Source organism: Haloterrigena turkmenica DSM 5511 (genome assembly GCF_000025325.1).
Taxonomy (GTDB): Archaea; Halobacteriota; Halobacteria; order Halobacteriales; family Natrialbaceae; genus Haloterrigena; species Haloterrigena turkmenica.
Genome location: NC_013743.1, coordinates 3,612,887 through 3,630,866, shown reverse-complemented (window position 1 = coordinate 3,630,866; position 17,980 = coordinate 3,612,887). Strand labels below are relative to the sequence as shown.

At 66.7% G+C, this 17,980-nt stretch carries 17 protein-coding genes; 8 read left to right on the top strand and 9 right to left on the bottom strand.

The genetic code is table 11. From position 1 onward, the window contains the following. The first annotated feature begins 1 nt into the window (after window position 1). Window positions 2-1,360 (top strand): DolP-mannose mannosyltransferase, encoded by a 1,359-nt coding sequence (locus tag HTUR_RS17340; RefSeq protein WP_012944642.1) that lies wholly within the window; start codon window positions 2-4, stop codon window positions 1,358-1,360. A 60-nt stretch (window positions 1,361-1,420) separates the two neighbouring features. On the opposite strand, the gene HTUR_RS17335 is transcribed toward HTUR_RS17340, so the two are convergent. Together HTUR_RS17335 and HTUR_RS17330 are read right to left on the bottom strand one after the other, a co-directional pair. Then, the gene (locus tag HTUR_RS17335; protein WP_012944641.1) at window positions 1,421-3,031 is read right to left on the bottom strand and encodes a glycosyltransferase family 39 protein; all 1,611 of its coding nucleotides are present in this window, start codon (window positions 3,029-3,031) and stop codon (window positions 1,421-1,423) included. A 233-nt stretch (window positions 3,032-3,264) separates the two neighbouring features. Beyond that, window positions 3,265-3,789 (bottom strand): DedA family protein, encoded by a 525-nt coding sequence (locus HTUR_RS17330; protein WP_012944640.1) that lies wholly within the window; start codon window positions 3,787-3,789, stop codon window positions 3,265-3,267. 126 nt (window positions 3,790-3,915) lie between these two features. Here HTUR_RS17330 and HTUR_RS17325 point away from each other — a divergent pair, with 126 nt between their 5' ends. After that, window positions 3,916-4,440, top strand: a complete 525-nt coding sequence (locus HTUR_RS17325; protein WP_012944639.1) for a metal-dependent hydrolase — start codon at window positions 3,916-3,918, stop codon at window positions 4,438-4,440. Here the strand turns inward: HTUR_RS17325 and HTUR_RS17320 are convergent. Together HTUR_RS17320 and HTUR_RS17315 are read right to left on the bottom strand one after the other, a co-directional pair. Then, on the bottom strand, window positions 4,381-4,878 hold the full coding sequence (locus HTUR_RS17320; protein ID WP_012944638.1) for a metal-dependent hydrolase: 498 nt from the start codon (window positions 4,876-4,878) through the stop codon (window positions 4,381-4,383). The two genes, HTUR_RS17325 and HTUR_RS17320, sit on opposite strands and share 60 nt — an antisense overlap. Window positions 4,879-4,972: 94 nt before the next feature. Next, window positions 4,973-5,992, bottom strand: a complete 1,020-nt coding sequence (locus HTUR_RS17315) for a lysylphosphatidylglycerol synthase transmembrane domain-containing protein (protein ID WP_012944637.1) — start codon at window positions 5,990-5,992, stop codon at window positions 4,973-4,975. 220 nt (window positions 5,993-6,212) lie between these two features. On the opposite strand from HTUR_RS17315, the gene HTUR_RS17310 reads away from it, so the two are divergent. The 4 genes from HTUR_RS17310 (at window position 6,213) to HTUR_RS17295 (ending at window position 11,043) form a co-directional block, all read left to right on the top strand. Then, complete coding sequence (locus tag HTUR_RS17310) at window positions 6,213-7,850, top strand: sulfatase (RefSeq protein ID WP_012944636.1); 1,638 nt, start codon at window positions 6,213-6,215, stop codon at window positions 7,848-7,850. A gap of 150 nt (window positions 7,851-8,000) precedes the next feature. After that, on the top strand, window positions 8,001-8,861 hold the full coding sequence (locus tag HTUR_RS17305; protein WP_012944635.1) for a hypothetical protein: 861 nt from the start codon (window positions 8,001-8,003) through the stop codon (window positions 8,859-8,861). Between the two features lie 88 nt (window positions 8,862-8,949). Continuing rightward, a complete protein-coding gene (locus HTUR_RS17300; protein WP_012944634.1) occupies window positions 8,950-9,939 on the top strand; it encodes a glycosyltransferase family 4 protein in 990 nt (329 codons plus the stop codon). Next, window positions 9,940-11,043, top strand: coding sequence for a glycosyltransferase (locus HTUR_RS17295; RefSeq protein ID WP_012944633.1), 1,104 nt, complete (start codon window positions 9,940-9,942; stop codon window positions 11,041-11,043). A gap of 20 nt (window positions 11,044-11,063) precedes the next feature. On the opposite strand, the gene HTUR_RS17290 is transcribed toward HTUR_RS17295, so the two are convergent. Further along, window positions 11,064-12,197 carry a M20 family metallopeptidase gene (locus HTUR_RS17290; RefSeq protein ID WP_012944632.1) on the bottom strand — a complete coding sequence of 378 codons (1,134 nt, stop codon included), beginning with the start codon at window positions 12,195-12,197 and terminating at the stop codon, window positions 11,064-11,066. 194 nt (window positions 12,198-12,391) lie between these two features. On the opposite strand from HTUR_RS17290, the gene HTUR_RS17285 reads away from it, so the two are divergent. After that, window positions 12,392-14,269 carry a PINc/VapC family ATPase gene (locus HTUR_RS17285; RefSeq protein WP_012944631.1) on the top strand — a complete coding sequence of 626 codons (1,878 nt, stop codon included), beginning with the start codon at window positions 12,392-12,394 and terminating at the stop codon, window positions 14,267-14,269. A 36-nt stretch (window positions 14,270-14,305) separates the two neighbouring features. Here the strand turns inward: HTUR_RS17285 and HTUR_RS27530 are convergent, their stop codons facing one another. Continuing rightward, a complete protein-coding gene (locus tag HTUR_RS27530) occupies window positions 14,306-14,449 on the bottom strand; it encodes a hypothetical protein (RefSeq protein WP_187291464.1) in 144 nt (47 codons plus the stop codon). 240 nt (window positions 14,450-14,689) lie between these two features. Between HTUR_RS27530 and HTUR_RS17280 the strand changes: the two genes are divergently transcribed. Next, window positions 14,690-15,598: an NAD+ synthase gene (locus tag HTUR_RS17280; RefSeq protein WP_012944630.1), complete on the top strand. Its 909-nt coding sequence runs from the start codon at window positions 14,690-14,692 to the stop codon at window positions 15,596-15,598. Between the two features lie 53 nt (window positions 15,599-15,651). Here the strand turns inward: HTUR_RS17280 and HTUR_RS17275 are convergent, their stop codons facing one another. The 3 genes from HTUR_RS17275 to HTUR_RS17265 form a co-directional block, all read right to left on the bottom strand. Continuing rightward, entirely contained in the window at window positions 15,652-16,065 is a 414-nt protein-coding gene (locus HTUR_RS17275; RefSeq protein ID WP_012944629.1) for a hypothetical protein, read from the bottom strand. A 49-nt stretch (window positions 16,066-16,114) separates the two neighbouring features. Further along, window positions 16,115-16,408, bottom strand: coding sequence for a MarR family transcriptional regulator (locus HTUR_RS17270; protein ID WP_012944628.1), 294 nt, complete (start codon window positions 16,406-16,408; stop codon window positions 16,115-16,117). Window positions 16,409-16,711: 303 nt separating this feature from the next. Then, window positions 16,712-17,887 carry a DUF5305 domain-containing protein gene (locus HTUR_RS17265; RefSeq protein ID WP_012944627.1) on the bottom strand — a complete coding sequence of 392 codons (1,176 nt, stop codon included), beginning with the start codon at window positions 17,885-17,887 and terminating at the stop codon, window positions 16,712-16,714. Between the last annotated feature and the right edge of the window lie 93 nt (window positions 17,888-17,980).

The following is a 17,980-nucleotide window of genomic DNA, read 5'->3' as shown; positions in this document are numbered from 1 at the left end:
GATGGCCACACGTTCGCGTCTCCGGACTCACAGCCGCTGGATCGTCGTCCTCGGGCCGATCGTCGCCGTCCTGTTCGTCGCCGGCTTCGGCAGGTACCTGCTCGTCGACTGGCCGACGATCGCGACCGACCCGGCGTTCTTCCAGCACACGGGCTGGTACGTCCTCGAGGGCGGCGTTCCGTACGTCGACGTCTGGGACGTGAACCCGCCCGTTCCGTTCGGAATCGCGGCCGTGCTCGCCGCCCTCTCCGGCGGGAACATGCTCGTGCTGCACGGTCTCGGAGCGACGCTCACGACGCTCGTCGCAGCCGCGAGCGTCCTGCTCGTCGGGTGGATCGCCCGCCACGTGACTGGGGACGACGCGGCGGCGATCGCCGCCGGTCTCGCGATGCTCGTCGTGCCGGAGCTCTTTCTCCTCTCCCCAGAAGGCGTCCGAGCGCAGTTCTACGCGCTGTTTTTCGGCGTCCTCGCGCTCGCGCTGGCGCTCCGCGACCGGCCGTTCCTCGCCGGCGCCGCCGCGGCGCTGAGCGCCGGGTCGTGGCAGTCTGGGGCGGTTTTTGCGCTGCTGGTCGTCGGAATGGCGTACCAGCGAAACGGCGGGAAGGACGTGCTCTCGGTGGTCGGCGGCGGTGCCGTTGTCACCGGTGCCGTCGTCCTCGCGTTCGCGGCCACGGGGGGGCTCGTTTCCATGGTCGTCCAGACAGTGGTCGCCCCACTGACCGCCGGATCGTCGTACACTGTGGCCGAGCGCGTCTACACGATACTGCTGGTGTTCGGCTACGGGTCGCTGCTCGTCCCGGTCGCGCTCTACGGCTGGGCGCGCGCCGCCGTCCGCGACCTCCGGGAGCGGTGGTGGATTCCGGCGGGCGGCTCGCTGCTCGCCCTCCAGGTACTGTTCGTCGATCTGGACGGCTCGACGGACGCGCTCCCGTGGCTCGCCTTCGTCGCGCTCGGCGTCGCCGTCGCCGTCGAGCGCGGGACCGCACGCGGATCGCCGGCGACGGACCGTCGCGGCCACGACGCGACCCGGGCGAACCGAAACCGGTGGACGGCCGTCGCCGTCGTCGCCGTCGTCGGACTGCTCGTCCTCTCGGGACTGGTCTGGCACTTCGGCTCGCCCGTCCCGCAGTCGACGCTTCGGACGATACAAGAGGAAGCCGAGCCGGAGGGAGAGCCCCCGCCGATAACGCCGGCCGACGGGGACGTCCCGTCGATGCAGACGATCTACTGGGAGCAGATAGAGCCCGAGACCTGTCACTATCGGTTGAGCTGGAACGAGGTACGGTGGGTCGCGATGACCGACGATCGACTGGACGCGAAGCGGTGTGACGGCTGGCCGAGTCGAACCGATCGCGGCTAGCGGTTCGGCGCGTTCGGACTCGAGCGAGCGTGACCGACGAGCGGGCCGCCACCGGCGAGTCTAGCCGCCGTTCGACGTCCGCTCGAGCCGGACCACAGCGATGCCGTTGTACCGGTTCACCTCGACGGGGCCGCGGTAGTCGTCGCGGTTCGCCACGGCGTCGACGATCCGCTGGTTGGTCGACGAACTGGTGTACGAGAGCACGATCCAGACGTCGTCGTGGCCGTCGACGGCCGACCGTATCTCGTCGCCCGACGCGTCGGGCGGGATCCGGACCGTTGGCACGTCCGACCGGTCGAAGTAGAAGCCGAACGTCCGCTCCGTGAACGGTCTGCTCACGAGGACGACGTCGTCGCCGTCGACGGCCGACTCGACGTCGGCGGCGGCCCCCCGCCACTGCTCCTTCTGGTCGTCCTGGTAGTACGTCGGGAGCGGCGCCACGAGACCCACGAGGAGCACCCCGACGACGACGTACCGAAGCGACGGCCGGGAGAGCGTCCGGATCCCGACTGCGATCAGGAGGAAAAACGCCAGCGACGCGCCGATCGAGTACCGGTCCACGAAGATCGGCGTCACGACGTGCGAGAGGGCGATCGGAACGAGGATCGGCACGACGAACCAGAGGACGACCAGGTAGACGGCATTTACCGGTAGGCTCTCGCGGTCGGCCGCTATCTCCCTCCCGCGGTCGGTTCCCGCCGCTTCGCTCCGGTCGGCTTCCGCACTGGTGCCGGGCTCCGTCGCCACGTATCGGCCGCTCGAGAGCGCGAGCACCAGACAGCCGACGACGACGAGCGAGACGAGAAGGGGGAACGACTCCTCGAACAGGTAGGCGCCGAGGTACGCCGCGAACGTCTCCCTGACGGTCTCGGCCGTCGGTAGGGGGATCCACGAGACGTTGGTCGTCTCGCCAGCACGCGCCGCCAGCATTCGGCGAACCAGTTTCACCAGCCACGGCGCGAGTAGCAGGGCGGTGAGCGCCTCGAGTTCGAACCAGCGGCGGAGCGTCAGTCGCGACCGGGGGACGATCCGGACGAGCGGTCGTGAGAAGACGTAGGCGTTCTGGGCGAGTATCACGAACAGCCCGAAGACGTGCGTGTAGCCGAGCAGGACCGTGGAGACGACGTACCCGATCTCGGTTCGAAACCCGGACTCGTCGGTCGCTCGATCCGTCTGTATCCGCACGAAGTAGTAGACGGAGAGCGCGGTCAGCAACGCGAGCAGGTTGTACATTCGGACCTCCTGTGCGTACCAGACGTGGAACGGCGAGACGGCGACGAGGACCGCGGCGATCGCTCCGACCTCCCTGTCGAAGAGTCGCCGCCCGATCCCGTAGAGGACGACCACGGTGGCGATGCCGGCGAGGGCCGACAGCAGTCGCGTGGCCAGTTCGCTCGTGCCGAAGAGGGCCGTCCAGCCGGACAGGAGGAGGTAGTAGAACGGCGGGTGGGGATCGTTCCCCGGCACGCTGATCAGGAGTTCGATCGGCGTGTTCGACGTGACGGTGGTCACCGAGACGACTTCGTCGACCCAGTAACTCTCGGACTCGAGCCGGAACAGCCGCAGCGCAGTCGCGATGAGGACGATCGGATACAGTTCGACCGGGACGCCCGCCAGTGATCGATCCCGATTTCCCTCACCGCCCGTCTCGATCGGCAGGGACGGCGACATGGTACCGATTGCAACGACTTACGGTATGAACCTTGGTCGGCCGACGAGGCAGATAGCAGATCCGCGACGAGAATATCACCCGAGTCGACTCGTCTGGCCAGAAACCCGCGACGTATCGGACTGTCAGCGGGCGGTGGTCTCGAGCGGGCGCATCGACCGATCGCTCGGTCGCGCTGAGCCGCTGGCGTGTGGCATAGTCGACGACGCGCCCGTTCACCGGGCACCGGCCCCCGTCACAGGGCTAGCAGATAGCCGCCGAACAGGTAGAGGGCGGCGAGAATCGACTGGAAGGAAAGCGAGCCGAGCGCCGACAGCGCGACGAACGTCCGGCCGTCCATCTCCGAGAGTCCCGCGGGAATCGTGAGCAGGCCTCTGACGACCAACATCGTGTTACTGCCGGCGACGGCGATCCCGCCCCAGCGGTCGAACCAGCCGTCAAAGCGCTCGAGTCGGGCCTCCGTGAGCGGGAACCACCGCTTCTGGATGACGTACTCTCGCCCAGCGCGGCGGACGAGACAGAACAGCAGGAACTGACCGATCGTCGTGCCGACGACCGCAACGGCGACGATCGCGACCGTCTCCGGGATCGACGACCCGATCAGCGCCAGCGCGGCCGGGACGACCAGTTCGCTCGGCATGAACCGCAGCATCATCGCCCCCTCGAGGATGCAGATCCCTAACAAGACCGCGAACGCAAACTCCGACGTGAACAGCGACTCGAGCCAGGACGGCATCCCCTCGAGTTGCAGCGGTACCATATCCGGGTTCTATTCCGTCCCGAATGTAAGCGTTGTTGGTTCTCGTAGTCTTCGATCGACGCGACGGTTCGTCCGGGTGTCACTGAGCCATAACGCATGTGGCGGTGCCGCCCGAAGGTCCCCTCGATGGACGCGACTCGGATCACGTTTCTCGTCTCTGCGTTCGCCACCCACGCGGTCGTCGGCTACGCCCTCGTCCGAGGGGTCACCGACGCCGATCCGCGCCTCGGCGTCGCCCTCGGCCTCCTCCCGGACGCGGACTTTCTGTTCCCCGCGGCGTGGGGGTGGCCGCTGGTCCACCGCGGAATCACGCACACGCCGCTGTTCGCGGTCGCCGTCGTCGCCGTTGCGTACGCGCTCCGCCGGGATCGGACGGTCGCACTCGCCGTCGGCCTGGGGATCGGCTCGCACCTCGCGATCGACTCCCTCTCGTCGAAGGGCATCGACTGGCTGTTCCCGCTTGCCTCGACCGCGGGCCCCGGCGTCCCGGTTCACGGCCCCGCGGCGACGGCGGTGCTCTGGGCGGCGTCGCTCGGCGTCCTCGCGTGGCGGACGGAGGGCGCTCTCGCCGCGTCGATAGCGGGCGACCGATCAGCCCACGGGAGCGACCGTTCCGACCCGTCCGATCGTCAGGCCAAGCGACGCGAGTAGCGCGGTCGATCCGACCAGCAGGAACGCCCGGTTGATCCGCCCATTCTTCGACTTGAACCAGTCGAGCGTGACGTGGTACCGCGAGACCGGCGCGAAGGGGCTGATCCCCATCGGCGTCACGATATCTCCGGCGAGGTGGGCGACGATGCTGCCGGTCCCGACGACGAACCCGAACCAGAAGCCGGACGGCGTCGCGGGGACGGCCAGCGCCGTCGTGACGCCGGCGCACAGACCGACGACGAGGGCGAACCAGATCGTGTGCGTCGGCCCGCGATGGGCGATCCGCGGCAGCGGCTGGTCGATATCGGGGAGGTTCGCCAGTCCGACGGCGAGAGCCGCTCCCAGCAGCGCCACTTCGAGCGACCAGCCGCGGCTCACCATCGGAACGAACGGGGCGTACAGAAGGGCGTTGAAGCCGATGTGACCACCTCGGTACATGCGTGTCGACGACCGACCGTCCGTGCCCGACGGGGATCAACCGCTCGGTCGTTCGTTCGAACCACGATCATCCTCGATCGACCGCCTTCGGCGGTCACTCGAGGGCCTTGACGCCGAACGCGGACACCGAGAGGCCGCCGATCAGGACGGGCATCCAGTAGATCGCCCCGCGGAAGATGAGCACGGCCGCGGTGATCGTCGACGCCGGGATGCCGGTGGTCGGCACGAGCAGCGTGACGAAGGCGGCCTCGATACCGCCGAGCCCGCCGGGGAGCGGGGCGGCGCCCGCGAGGTTCGCGAGCGGGATCACGAACAGCAGGACGTACGGCGAGACGCTGTAGCCGAGCGCGGCGAACGCGACCGTGAGCGCGGCCACCTGAAAGAGCCAGCCGGCCAGCGAGAGACCAACGACGACCGAGAGGCGCCAGCGGTCGGTCGCGACGAGTTCGATGTTCTCGAAGAATCGCCCCATCCGATCCGCTAGATCCGACTCGAGCGTCTCGCTCTGGAAGCGAGCGAGCCCGAGTCGACCGAGACGGGGGGCGATGAGAGCCGGAAGGCGTTCGATGAGCGTCTCCCGGTACCGCCAGATGACCGCCATCGCGAGGACGATGGCCGCGATCAGCACGACCGCCGAGCCGACGGCCGTCTCGAGGCGCTCGGCGACGGTGGCGGTGGTCGCGTAGTAGCCGATCCCGACGAGGATCAGCGAGATCGAGGGGACGACGTTGAGCACGTCGACGCTGGCGATCCCGGCCAGCCCCGTCTCGTAGCGCGCGTCGGAGGTCTTCGAGATGAGCAGCGCCGCGACCGGCTCGCCACCGGCCTGGCCGAACGGCGTGACGTTGTTGGCGAAGACGGCGCCGGCGTAGACGAAAAACGCCTTGACGACCGACAGCTTGACGTCGAGGGCGACCAGCACGCTCCGGAGCATCAGACTCCACGCGGCCAGCCAGCACAGCGCGAGGGCGAAGGTCGCGGCGACCAGCGAGGGCGCGGCCGAGAACAGCGTGTTGATGACGTCGCGCGCACCGACCGCGAAGAACAGCACGGCGAAGACGGCGAGCGCGCCGAACGCGCCGATGAGCAGCCGCCGCCGATTTCGCTCGTCCATAGCGGACGTGGATCGTCAGTGGACTTGAAACGTCTGATTATCGCCGACGGGAAACCGACGCGAAATCAACGGTGCGAGATCGCCTTTCGGCTGGATGCTGACTATCCACCGGCGACGTGTCGAGCGAGTAAATCGACTACATTCACGATATCTGATGGGTCTCTCGTCGGTTCGAGACAGTTGACGCGTTTTATTTGGATGGACTCAGTTGTCTCCCGTAATGGACGACGCTCAGCAATCCAACGTCCTCTTTGTCGTGCTGGACACGGTCCGGAAGGACCGACTGGGTCCGTACGGCTACGAACGGGAAACGACGCCCGAACTCTCCGCGTTCGCCGAGGAGGCGACCGTCTTCGAGTCGGCCGTCGCGCCCGCGCCGTGGACGCTGCCGGTCCACGCCTCGCTGTTTACCGGCCGGTATCCGAGCCAGCACGGGGCCGATCAGGGGAGTCCGTACCTCGAAGGCGACGCCACCCTCGCGACGGCCCTCTCGGCGGCCGGCTACGACACGGCGTGTTACTCCTCGAACGCCTGGATCACCCCCTACACCGGCCTCACCGAGGGGTTCGACGCGCAGGACTCGTTCTTCGAGGTCCTCCCCGGCGACGTCCTCTCGGGGCCGCTGGCCAGCGCCTGGCAGACCGTCAACGACAACGACTACCTCCGCGATCTGGCGTCGAAACTCGTCAGACTCGGCGCGATGGCCCACGAGAAACTCGCCAGCGGCGAGGGCGCCGACACGAAGACGCCGTCGGTCATCGACCGGACGAAGTCCTTTATCGACGACAGCGAGAGCGACGAGGGCTGGTTCGCGTTCGTCAACCTGATGGACGCCCACCTGCCCTACTACCCGCCCGAGGAGTATCGCGAGGAGTTCGCTCCCGGCGTCGACCCCAGCGAGGTCTGCCAGAACTCGAAGGAGTACAACTCGGGCGCGCGCGACATCGACGACGAGGAGTGGGACGACATCCGGAGCCTGTACGACGCCGAGATCGCCCACATGGACGCCGAACTCGGCCGCTTGTTCGACTGGCTGCGCGAGACCGGCCAGTGGGAGGAGACGACCGTCGTCGTCTGCGCCGATCACGGCGAACTCCACGGCGAACACGACCTCTACGGCCACGAGTTCGCCCTCTACGACCAGTTGATCAACGTCCCGCTGCTGGTCAAACACCCCGCCCTCGAGGCCGACCGGCGCGACGACCTCGTCGAGTTGCTCGACTGCTATCACACGGTCCTCGAGGCGCTGGACGTCGATCCCGACGACGCGCTCGCGCCGGCGGACGACGACATCTCCGTCACCGGTCGCGATCCGACGCGGTCGCTCCTGTCCGACGAGTACCGCGCCTTCGAGGGGGTCTCGGAGCCGGATCCCGGCCAGCAGGCGGTGCTCGACGCCGAGGGTGGCGAGGCGTCCGACGACAGCGAGGGACGAAGTCCTTCGAGCGGCCGAACGCAGTCCAATGACGACTACGCGTTCGTCGAGTACGCCCAGCCGGTGATCGAACTCCATCACTTAGAAGAGAAGGCCAGCGAGGCAGGGATCGAACTGCCCGACGATCACCGGGCCTACTCCCGCCTGCGCGCGGCCCGCAGCACCGACGCGAAGTACGCCCGGGCCGACCGCATCCCCGACGAGGGCTACCGCCTCGACGAGGATCCCGCGGAATCGACGCCGGTCGATCCGGTCGACGACGGGGTCGTCGCCGACACTGAACGCGCGCTCGCCCGCTTCGAGCAGGCCGCCGGCGGCGCGTGGATCGATCCCAGCGAGACGGACGCCGAGGACGCCGACGCGTTAGCCGAGGCCGACGAGGAGACTCGCGACCGCCTGCGCGAACTCGGCTACCTCGAGTAACGGGCGCTTCGATCACCTCGAGTAACAGCGTCCGAATTCGACGCCCTGACCCCTGTTTCCGAGCCGATACTGATCGAAACGGGAAAGTTGCCGTGACTGTCCGGACACCAGTAAGCATACGTTGGTCGACTCGAAACCCCAACCCAACCGATGGAGGACCAGCATTTCCTCGAGTCCGAGTGGGACTACTGTCTGGTGCTGGACGCGTGCCGGTACGACGTGTTCCGCGACGTCTACGACGAGTATCTCGACGGAACGCTCGAAAAGCGGTGGAGCACCGGCTCGTCCACGCCGGAGTGGGCGTACCGGACGTTCACCGACGAGCACGATATCGCGTACTTTTCCGGAAACCCGTTCATCAACGACCTCGGAATCCCGCTGAACGAACTCAAGTGGGGCGCCAGCTGCGACTACGAGTGGACGGCGTCGGACCACATCAGCGACGTCTTCGACGTCTGGAAGTCCGGCTGGGACGACGACCTCGGGACGGTCCCGCCGGAGGGACTGGCGGAGGCGTTCCGAAACAACCAGAATGCGGTCGAGCGGGCAGACCGGACGGTCCTCCACTATATGCAACCCCACGCTCCTTACCTCTCCCGCGGGAAGGGACAGAAGCTCAAGCAGATCCAGAAGGGGATCCGCCGCCAGGAGGAAGCCGAGAAGGCGGCCGACGGCGGCGACGGGACGCTGTCGTCGCTCAGCGACACCATCCGACCGAAAGTCGAGAGCCGACTCGAGGACAGCGAACTCGCGCAGAAAGCGGGGCTCTGGCTCGAACTCGATCCGACGGACCTCGTCAAGAACGGCACGCGGGAGGCGGCCCTGGAGCTCTACGAGGAGAACCTACGGATCGCCCTCGAGTCCGTCGCCGAACTGATCCCGGAACTGGACGGGAAAGTCATCGTGACCGCCGACCACGGGGAGGCCTTCGGCGAGGAGGGCGTCTGGGAACACCACATCGAGACGCACATCCCGCCGCTCATGGAGGTGCCGTGGCTCGAAGTCGCGTAACGCCTCGTCACGGCCACCGCACCGTCCCGTCGATCCCCTCGAGCGCGCCCGAATCGACCACAGCCACCACAGCCACGAGATACTCGGGATGAAGATCAGCCACTACTTCGAACTCGAGGAACACGTCACCGGCGGCATCCGCGAGTCGGTCGTCCACCAGCGGAAGATGCTGGATCGGCTGGACGTCGAGTACACGACCGAGCCGACGCTGGACGCCGACGTCTTCCACTGTAACCTCATGGGCCCGCGCTCGGTCTGGTACGCGCGGCGGGCGCGGTCGCGGGGAATCCCCGTCGTCGCTCACACCCACGTCACCGCCGAGGACTTCGGGGACAGCTTCCGGTTTACCAACGCGCTCGCGAGACCGCTGAAACCGTACCTCGAGTGGGCCTACGGGCTGGCCGACGCGCTGATCTGTCCCTCCGAGTACAACCGGCGACTGATCGAGACGTACACCGACGCGACGACGACCGTCGTCTCGAACGGCGTCGACGGCGAGAAACTCGAGGGCTTCGAGGCTCTCGAGGACGAGTACCGCGAGCGCTACGACCTCGAGTCGCCGACGGTCTTCCTCGTCGGCCACGTGATCAAGCGTAAGGGCCTCGAGACGTTCGTCGAACTGGCCCGTCGGCTGCCCCACCTCGATTTCGCGTGGTTCGGCCCGCTGGACCTCTCGCTCAAGGGGCGGGAGACGACGCGACTCATCGAGGAGTCCCCGGACAACTGCACGTTCACCGGGTACGTCGACGACATCCGCGGCGCGTACGCGGCGGGAGACATCTTCTGTTTCCCCACCCACGAGGAAAACGAGGGCATCGCGCTGCTGGAGGCGATGACGGCCGGGAAACCGATCCTCGTCCGCGACATCGAGACGTTCTCTTGGCTCGATGACGGCAAGGACTGCCTGAAGGTGGCGGCGTCGGGGTCCGGCGTCGACGCGTTCGCGGACGCCATCGAGCGACTCGAGGATCCCGACCGCCGGGAGCGACTCGGATCGAACGCGGCCGAACGGAGCGAGGCGTTCACGCTCGAGTCGGTCGCAAGCCAGTACCAGACGCTTTACGACGAGGTGACCTGAATGAAAATTGGGTTCTTTACGGACAGTTACTTCCCCGAGATCGACGGTGTCACGTATACGATCAAACTCTGGCGCGAGGAGTTAGAACAGGACGGACACGAGGTGTACGTCGTCTACCCGGACGGAAACTACGAACCCGGCGATCGCGAGATTCCGGTCAGATCGGTGTCGAACCCGTTCTATCCCGGCTATCGGATCCCCGTGTTCAAACGGCCGTCCACGCTCCCCGAGCTAGATATCGTCCACTGTCACGGGCCGGCGACGGTCGGCATGCTCGGTCGGTACTACGCCCGGAAACACGACCTGCCCGCGGTGTACACTCACCACACGCCGATCGAGGAGTACTTCCACCAGAACGTCAAGTTCGAGTCGATCGCCACCGCGCTCTCGAAACTGTACGTCCCGATGGAGAACACGTTCCTCCGGAGTTTCGACATCGTGACCGCCTCCACGAGTCGAATCGAACGCGACGTGGAACACGTCCAGCTTCCCGTCGGCATCGACATGGAGTTCTTCCAGCCGACCGACGAGGACTGGTATCCCGACCGGACCGTCATCGGCTACAGCGGCCGGCTCAGCATGGAGAAAAACGTCAGCGAGATCCTCCGCGTCGCCGAGGCGCTCCCGGAGTACGACTTCGTCATCGTCGGCGACGGCCCCTATCGCGACTGCCTCGAGCGCGAGGCGCCCGATAACGTCGAGATCCGCGGCTTTCTCCCCCGGGAGGAGCTGCCGGTCTTCTACTCCTCGATCGACGCGTTCGTCACCGCCTCGACCGCCGACACGCTCGGGCTCTCGACGCTCGAGGCCAACGCCTGCGGCACGCCCGTCGTCGCGTCCGACGTCCCACCGTTCGACCGGACGATCGGGTCCGACAACGGCGAGCGGTTCGAATACGGCGATTGCGAGGCGATGGCCGACGCCATCGAACGCTGTCTCCGGACGGATCGGGACACGCGGGCGGCCATCGAGCGCTACGACGTCCGGCAGACGCTCGAGCACCTCGAGCACCTCTATCGAAGCGTCCGGTCTTCGGGGACCGCGTCCCCGGCGGACGTTACCGACGACTGGTTCTCCGACGATTCGCACAGTTCGCCGAAGTAACTGTCTCTCCCGTTGTGCACCTAATTGAGCCACGACGCCGCTAGCCTCCGGTAGGTCTCCCAACACCGCTCGAGGACCTCGAGGGAGACGCTCTCGTCTTCGGTGTGGGCCTCGCCGGGTTCGGCGGCGCCACAGATCACGCACTCCGCGCCGGCCGCGGCGAGCCACCCCGCGTCGGTCGCGTGGGGCTTCGTAATCAGTTCCGGCGACCCCGGCTGGGCGGCGTCGGCCGCCTCGAGGACTGCCTCGGCGAACGCCTCGTCGTCGCAGCGCATCGGCGGCAGGTCCTGGTCGACGGTCCACTCGACGCCCTCGAGATCGGTCACGCGCTCGAGGGCGGCTCGCTCGCCCGGGACGGTCCGTTCGTCGACGGTCAGTTCGCAGCGGTCGGGAACGACGTTCATCGCCGAGCCGCCCTCGATCTCGGTGACGGCGAGGCTCCCTTCGAGGGTCTCGCCGGCCACCTCGACCGACGGCGGCTCGAGGTCGCGGACGCGGTCGACGGCGTCGGTCGCGCGATAGATGGCGTTCTCGCCGGCACCGACTTCGCTCGCGTGGGCGGCCTCACCGCGGGCGGTGATCGTCGATCCGCGGCGACCCTTGTGGGCGATCGCGACGTCAGTGACGCCCGGACTCGAGTAGCCCGTCGAGCCCTCGCCGACGACGGCGTAGTCGGGCGCGAACCCGCGGTCGATGGCGTGGCGCGCGCCGACGCCGCCGACCTCCTCGCCGACGAAGCTCGCGAAGATGAGCTCGCCGCCCGGCGTCGCGTTGCCGGACGTCGTCTCGCCGCTCGAGGCGGGCGGTACCTCGCTGTCTCGAAAGGCGAGCATCGCGGCCGCGACGGCGCCCTTCATGTCGGCCGCGCCCCGGCCGTAGAGCCGCCCGTCGCGTTCCTCGAGGGCGTACTCCGAGTCCCCGTCTGTGCTGGCTGCGATCTGCGAAGCCGCCGGCTCGACCACGTCGTGGTGGCCGACCAGCGCCAGCGTCTCCCCGCCGGATCCTTTCCGGGCGATCACGTTGCCCGCTCCGTCGCGGTGCACGTCGGCGTCGGTTTCGCGGCGGAGCCACGCCTCGATGTAGTCCCCCGCGGCCGTCTCGTCCTCGTGGCTGGGGATCGAGACGAGTTCGCGGGTCAGATCGACGACCTCCATGGACGAGTTGTCGACGGGCGGCGAGTTGAGGCCACCGGTCACAGTCGGCGGATCGACCGCTCGACGCCTATCGAACGAGAAGACGGTCACGACCTCGAGCACGTCGTAGACGCGGACTACGGACGTCGCAGACACCGCCGATACGACTTTCGCAGGTGGAACACCCTTATAGGCGTCCGTCGACCAGTTTGCGTATGAACGTCGTGCCGGATACGAGCGTGGTCATCGATGGCCGCGTCTCGGCGACTATCGAAGACGGGCAGTTCGAGGGAGCGACGATTTCGGTGCCGGAGGCCGTCGTCGCGGAACTCGAAGCGCAGGCAAACGACGGGATCGATACCGGCTGGGACGGGCTGGAGGAACTCCAGCGGCTGGCCGACCTCGCCGATGAGGGCGTCATCGAGCTCGAGTATATCGGCGAGCGGCCCAACGCCATCGAGCGGGGCCACGCCTCGGAGGGCGAGATCGACGCCCTCATTCGGGATCTCGCCGAGGATCTCGGCGCCACCTTCCTGACCAGCGACGTCGTCCAGGCCGAAGTCGCCCGTGCGAAGGGGTTAGACGTCCAGCACGTCTCGCCCGAAACTCGCGAGGTAGAGACGCTCACCGTCGAGACCTACTTCGACGACCAGACGATGAGCGTCCACCTCAAGACGGGCGCGGTGCCGAAGGCCAAGCGCGGCGAACTCGGCGAAATGCGCTACGAGCGGATCGCCGACGACCCGTTAGACGAGGCGACGATGGACGAGTACGCCCGCGAGATCGTCGACGCCGCCAAGGAGTCCCCCGACGGCTTCCTCGAGCTCTCCGAGCCGGGCATGAAGATCGTCCAGTTTCGGGACTACCGGATCGCGATCGGCCGACCCCCCTTCGCCGACGGCATCGAGATCACCGCCGTCCGGCCGATCGCCCAGACCGACATCGAGGACTACGAGAACGCCGACGAACTGAAAGAGCGGCTGCTCGAGCGCCAGCGCGGCGTCCTGATCTCGGGCGCGCCCGGTGCCGGGAAGTCGACGTTCGCGCAGGCGGTCGCGCGATTCATCTCCGATCACGACTACGCGGTCAAGACGATGGAGAAACCGCGGGACCTGCAGGTCGGCCCCGACATCACCCAGTACACGGAACTGGGCGGGCAGATGGCCAAGACGGCCGACGCCCTGCTGATGGTCCGGCCGGACTACACCATCTACGACGAGGTCCGCAAGACCGACGACTTCGAGGTCTTCGCGGACATGCGACTGGCCGGCGTCGGCATGATCGGCGTCGTCCACGCGACGCGACCGATCGACGCCCTCCAGCGGCTCGTCGGCCGGGTCGAACTCGGGATGATCCCGCAGGTCGTCGACACCGTCGTCTACATCGAGGCCGGGGAGGTCAACACCGTCTACGACGTCCGGACGGAGGTCAAAGTCCCCGCGGGACTCACCGAGGAGGACCTCGCGCGGCCGGTCATTCAGGTCACGAACTTCGAGACGGGCGAGCCCGAGTACGAGATCTACACCTTCAACCGCCAGGTCGTCACCGTCCCGCTCAACGACGAGGACGGCGGCCCCGGCAACGAGTCCGGCGTCGACCGCATCGCCAAACAGGAGATCGAACGCGAGATCCGCTCGATCGCGCGCGGCTACGTCGACGTCGAACTCAAGAGCCAGGACAAGGCCGTCGTCTACGTCGAGGAGGACGACATCTCGAGCGTCATCGGCAAGGGCGGTGGTCGGATCACCGACGTCGAGAATCGCCTCGGTATCGACATCGATGTTCGGACCCACGACGAGAACCCCAACTATGGGGCCGGCGGCGGAGGCGGCAGCGCCAGCGCGAACGGCGCCGGCGCCAGCGGTTCCCAGGCCGGAGAGATGGTCACTCCGGAGATCACCTCGCGACACATCGTCATCCCCGTCGACGGCAACCACGGCGAGACCGTCGAGGTCCAGGCCGGCGGCGAGTACCTCTTCACCGCGACGGTGAGCCGCGGCGGCGAGATTCAGGTGTCTCGAGGGAGCGCGATCGCCGACGAGTTAGAGCAGGCGATCGATCGGAAGGATCCGGTGACGGTCGTGCCGTCGTAAGCGGGTCGCGAACAGAGTGAGCGGTTTTTAATCGTTTCAGAGGACGCTCAGCCGTCGGCCTGGCGATTTCCGGAAGCCGTACATCCCTTCGGCGGTGACGGCGACGATCCGGTCGCCGACGAGGAAGTAGTTGCCCGAACAGCCCAGTTCCTCGAGCGTGGGTGGTGTCCGCCTCCGCAAACGGAGCGGAAACGGCTGAGCCCAGTTACATCGTAGTTCGCCTCCAAAACTGTTGTATAATAAACGAATTCTACGAGGAACGAACAGGGGTTATGGGAATGGACGTTTACGGCCGATAAGCCCCATATTGGCAACCGTTTGGCCACCGATTTCGCATATACAAATATATTGTTTAAGGATAAAGCATTTATACGAGACGGATGTTTACTCTCAGTGTGCTACAAATGGTGTTTGATCGCTATGGGCGCTGAGAGGAAGACGATCGTCGACGCTGGAATCGGATGCACGACCGGGACGTTCATCACTGATCGGCCGGGACTCGAGCTCGTCCGCTCGCGGATCATCGACGACATCCGGACGACGGTTGAGGACGCGGGCGCCACGGGCGTCGTCGTCGCGATGAGCGGCGGAATCGATTCGACGGCGACCGCGGAACTGGCCGTCGAGGCCCTCGGCAGCGATCGAGTTCTCGGGCTCGGGCTCCCCTGCCACAAGAGCGAACGGACCGGCGTGAGCGAGGCCAGAACGATCGCCGAAGGGCTGGGCATCGAGTTTCGAGAGATCCAGTTGCGGCCGGTCCTCGAGGCGTTCAAGGAGACGGCTGCGATCGAACTCGAGAGTCAAGATGACGGCGACGATGGCCGTCCCGACGAACGTAACCACGCGTTCGGCAACGTGATCGCGCGGCTGCGGATGTGCTGTGCCTACTACGCGGCGAACCGCCAGCACAGGCTCGTGCTCGGCACCGCCAACCGGTCCGAGCTGCTGCTGGGGTATTTCACCAAGTACGGCGACGGGGCGGCCGACGCGTATCCGCTCGGCGACCTCTACAAGACCGAAGTGCGGGCGCTCGCGAAGCGAATCGGCGTTCCGCGCCGGATCGTCAGCAAGGAGCCGTCGGCGGGATTCTGGGCGGACCAGACCGACGCCGACGAACTCGGGGCCACCTACGACGTCATCGATCCGCTGTTACAGCGGCTCGTCGACGAGGACGAGTCGATCGAGGACGCCGCGGCGACGCTCGAGATCGACCGCGAGACGGCGCGGTCGATCGCCTGGCTCTGTGCCGAAACCGAGCACAAGCGATCGCTGCCGCCGACGCCCGGAATCGCCGACCGCGGCGCCGAGCAACCGCCGGCGAGACAGTAAGCGACGACAAACCCAGTCACACCCGCCGGACGCGGACCGTAACGATTCTCGGATTAGCGGCCATCGAGATCGCGGTAGATCTCCGTGTTCCGCCACCAGAACAGCCCCCACGAGAGCATGAAGCCGACGGCCATGGCGATGACGTCCTCGACGAACGGCGGGAGCCCGAGTCCCTCGGTCGCGACGAGCCCCATGCCCGCCCCGATCGCTGCCCCCGTGATGACGAACACGAGATCGCCGACGATGTGTTCCCGTGAGTGGTCCCAGTACTGCTGGCGGTCGTCGTCGTACCAGAGGCCGATGTAGATTAACACGGGCGCCATCGACGTGATGACGGTAACGACGTGGTACCGCTCGGGAACGCCCGCCGGACCGAGAACGAATAGATTGAACGTGTTCGCGACGACCGCCATCGCGAACAGCCCCAGCAAGAGCCATCCCCATCGCGGCAGCGTCTCCTTGTCCATACTGGTGGACGATCACCGACTGAAAATAATCCTCCCGGTTTCCGCGCCGTTATTCGGCGCAGCAGGCGTCCTTCTTCGGGGACTCCTCGACGCCGTTTCCGTCGGCTGCCACCGGCTCCTCGAGTCGATAGAGACTCTGGCGTGCGTCGGCGAAGTAGATATCCTCGTCGACGATTCCGATCTCCTCTAACCGCTCGAGCGCGTAGCGGACGGTTCGGGCCGACAGCATCGATTCCTCGACGATCTGTTTCTGGGTCAGCGGCCCGTCGTACTCGAGAACCTTGAAAACCAGTTTGGCGCTCGGTGGCAAATCTTCGATGTCCTCCCCGTCGGTCTCTGCCATATTACGAATCGAAAGCTCCCAGCAGCATAAAAGTTGAGCCTTACGAACCGTGACTACCACAAAAGTTTCCAACAGAATCTGAACGGTAAAGTACATCGTGAGGAGTCAGATATCGAGATATCGATAGTTGACTCGTTGGTCAGGGGTCGGTGAAATTTGGGACTACCGAGAGCGCTGCGACGGTCGGCCGACGACTCACCGCGCCAGTGTCTGACACGGTCGACCGCAGTCGTCGACGTCAGCTGTCGGCCGCTATCGGCAGTCGTCGGAGAAATAGCCGGTCGCATCCCGTCTCTCGGACGCTCAGAGCTTTCGCCAGACGTCCGCGTCGTCGTCGAACCCGTCGTCCGGGTCCGCGAACTCGTCGCTTCCCTCGAGTTCGAGCTCCTCCGGGCTCCGCGGCGCGTCGGCGTCGACGACCGCGGAGCCGTCGTCGAGGTCCATCTCTGGCCAGGCGGTTTCCTCCCAGAGTCCCCGATCGCTGTAGTAGTAGACCACGCCGTCGTTGACGACGGCGAACAGTCCGCGCTGGGTGTCGTGGACGACGCGCTCGTTCGTGTCGATCGCGACGTCGACGACGTCCTCCAGGGTATCGAGCGAGACGTGGTAGTCGCCGATCCACATCGGGATCGACCCCCGCGAGATCCACTCGGCGTAGCGCTGCTCGTGGACGGCCCGGCGGGCGGCCGCCTCGTCGATCGGCGAGCGACGGGCGACGACGGCGGCGCCGGCCAGCGAGAGCGTCCCGAGCAGCGAGAGGCCGGCGATCAGCCCGAGGTTCCGAGACTCGGTCGTCTCCGTCGTCCCCGTCTGGTAGCGCTGTTCGTCCGACGCGGACAGCGAGTCGCTCAGCCAGTAGGCGTCGTCGGTCACCTCGAGCGTCGTCGACGTCTCCTGGACCCCCTGTCCCGCGCCCGTCTCGTAGGTGGCGCGGAACTCGAGATGGACGTCGACGGACCCGACGCCGGACAGTTCGCGCTCGAGTTGGCGCTGCCGATCGCGAACGGATTCGACGTCGACGGTCGCGTTCGATCTCGCGACGCCGTTCTCGACCGCCGGCGACTCGTCGACGAGCGTCCGGGTCTCGTTCCAGAACGCCGCGCCCTCACGCGTCGCTTCGAACCGAAGCGTCAGTTCGTGGCTCACGGTCCCGTCGTCGACGGGCGTCCCAGCGGTCGCGTTCGTCAGTCCGGTCTCTGCGCGGAGCGTTAGCTCCGGCGACGCGTTCAGCATGTAGACGCCGCTGTTCTCGAGTCGATCGCCCTCGTTCCAGAGCGTTCCGTTCCGGACGACGACGGCGCTCGTCTCGACGTCGCTCGAGACGCGTTCGTCGGCGTACTGGTGGCTCGTCGACGTCGACGGCGTCGCGACGGCCCACCCGGAAGCGAGAAAGGCGAGGACGCCGATCCCGACGAGGACGACGACGATCGACCGCCCGTACTTGGCGAGCAACAGGTCGAGACGCGGATTATCGATCACGTGTTAGACACCCCGATCGAAGCCGTCCCGTACGGCGATTGTCTCCCCCCATTTGTCCGCACCGATTCTCCGACTGGCTGCGGAGACACGTTC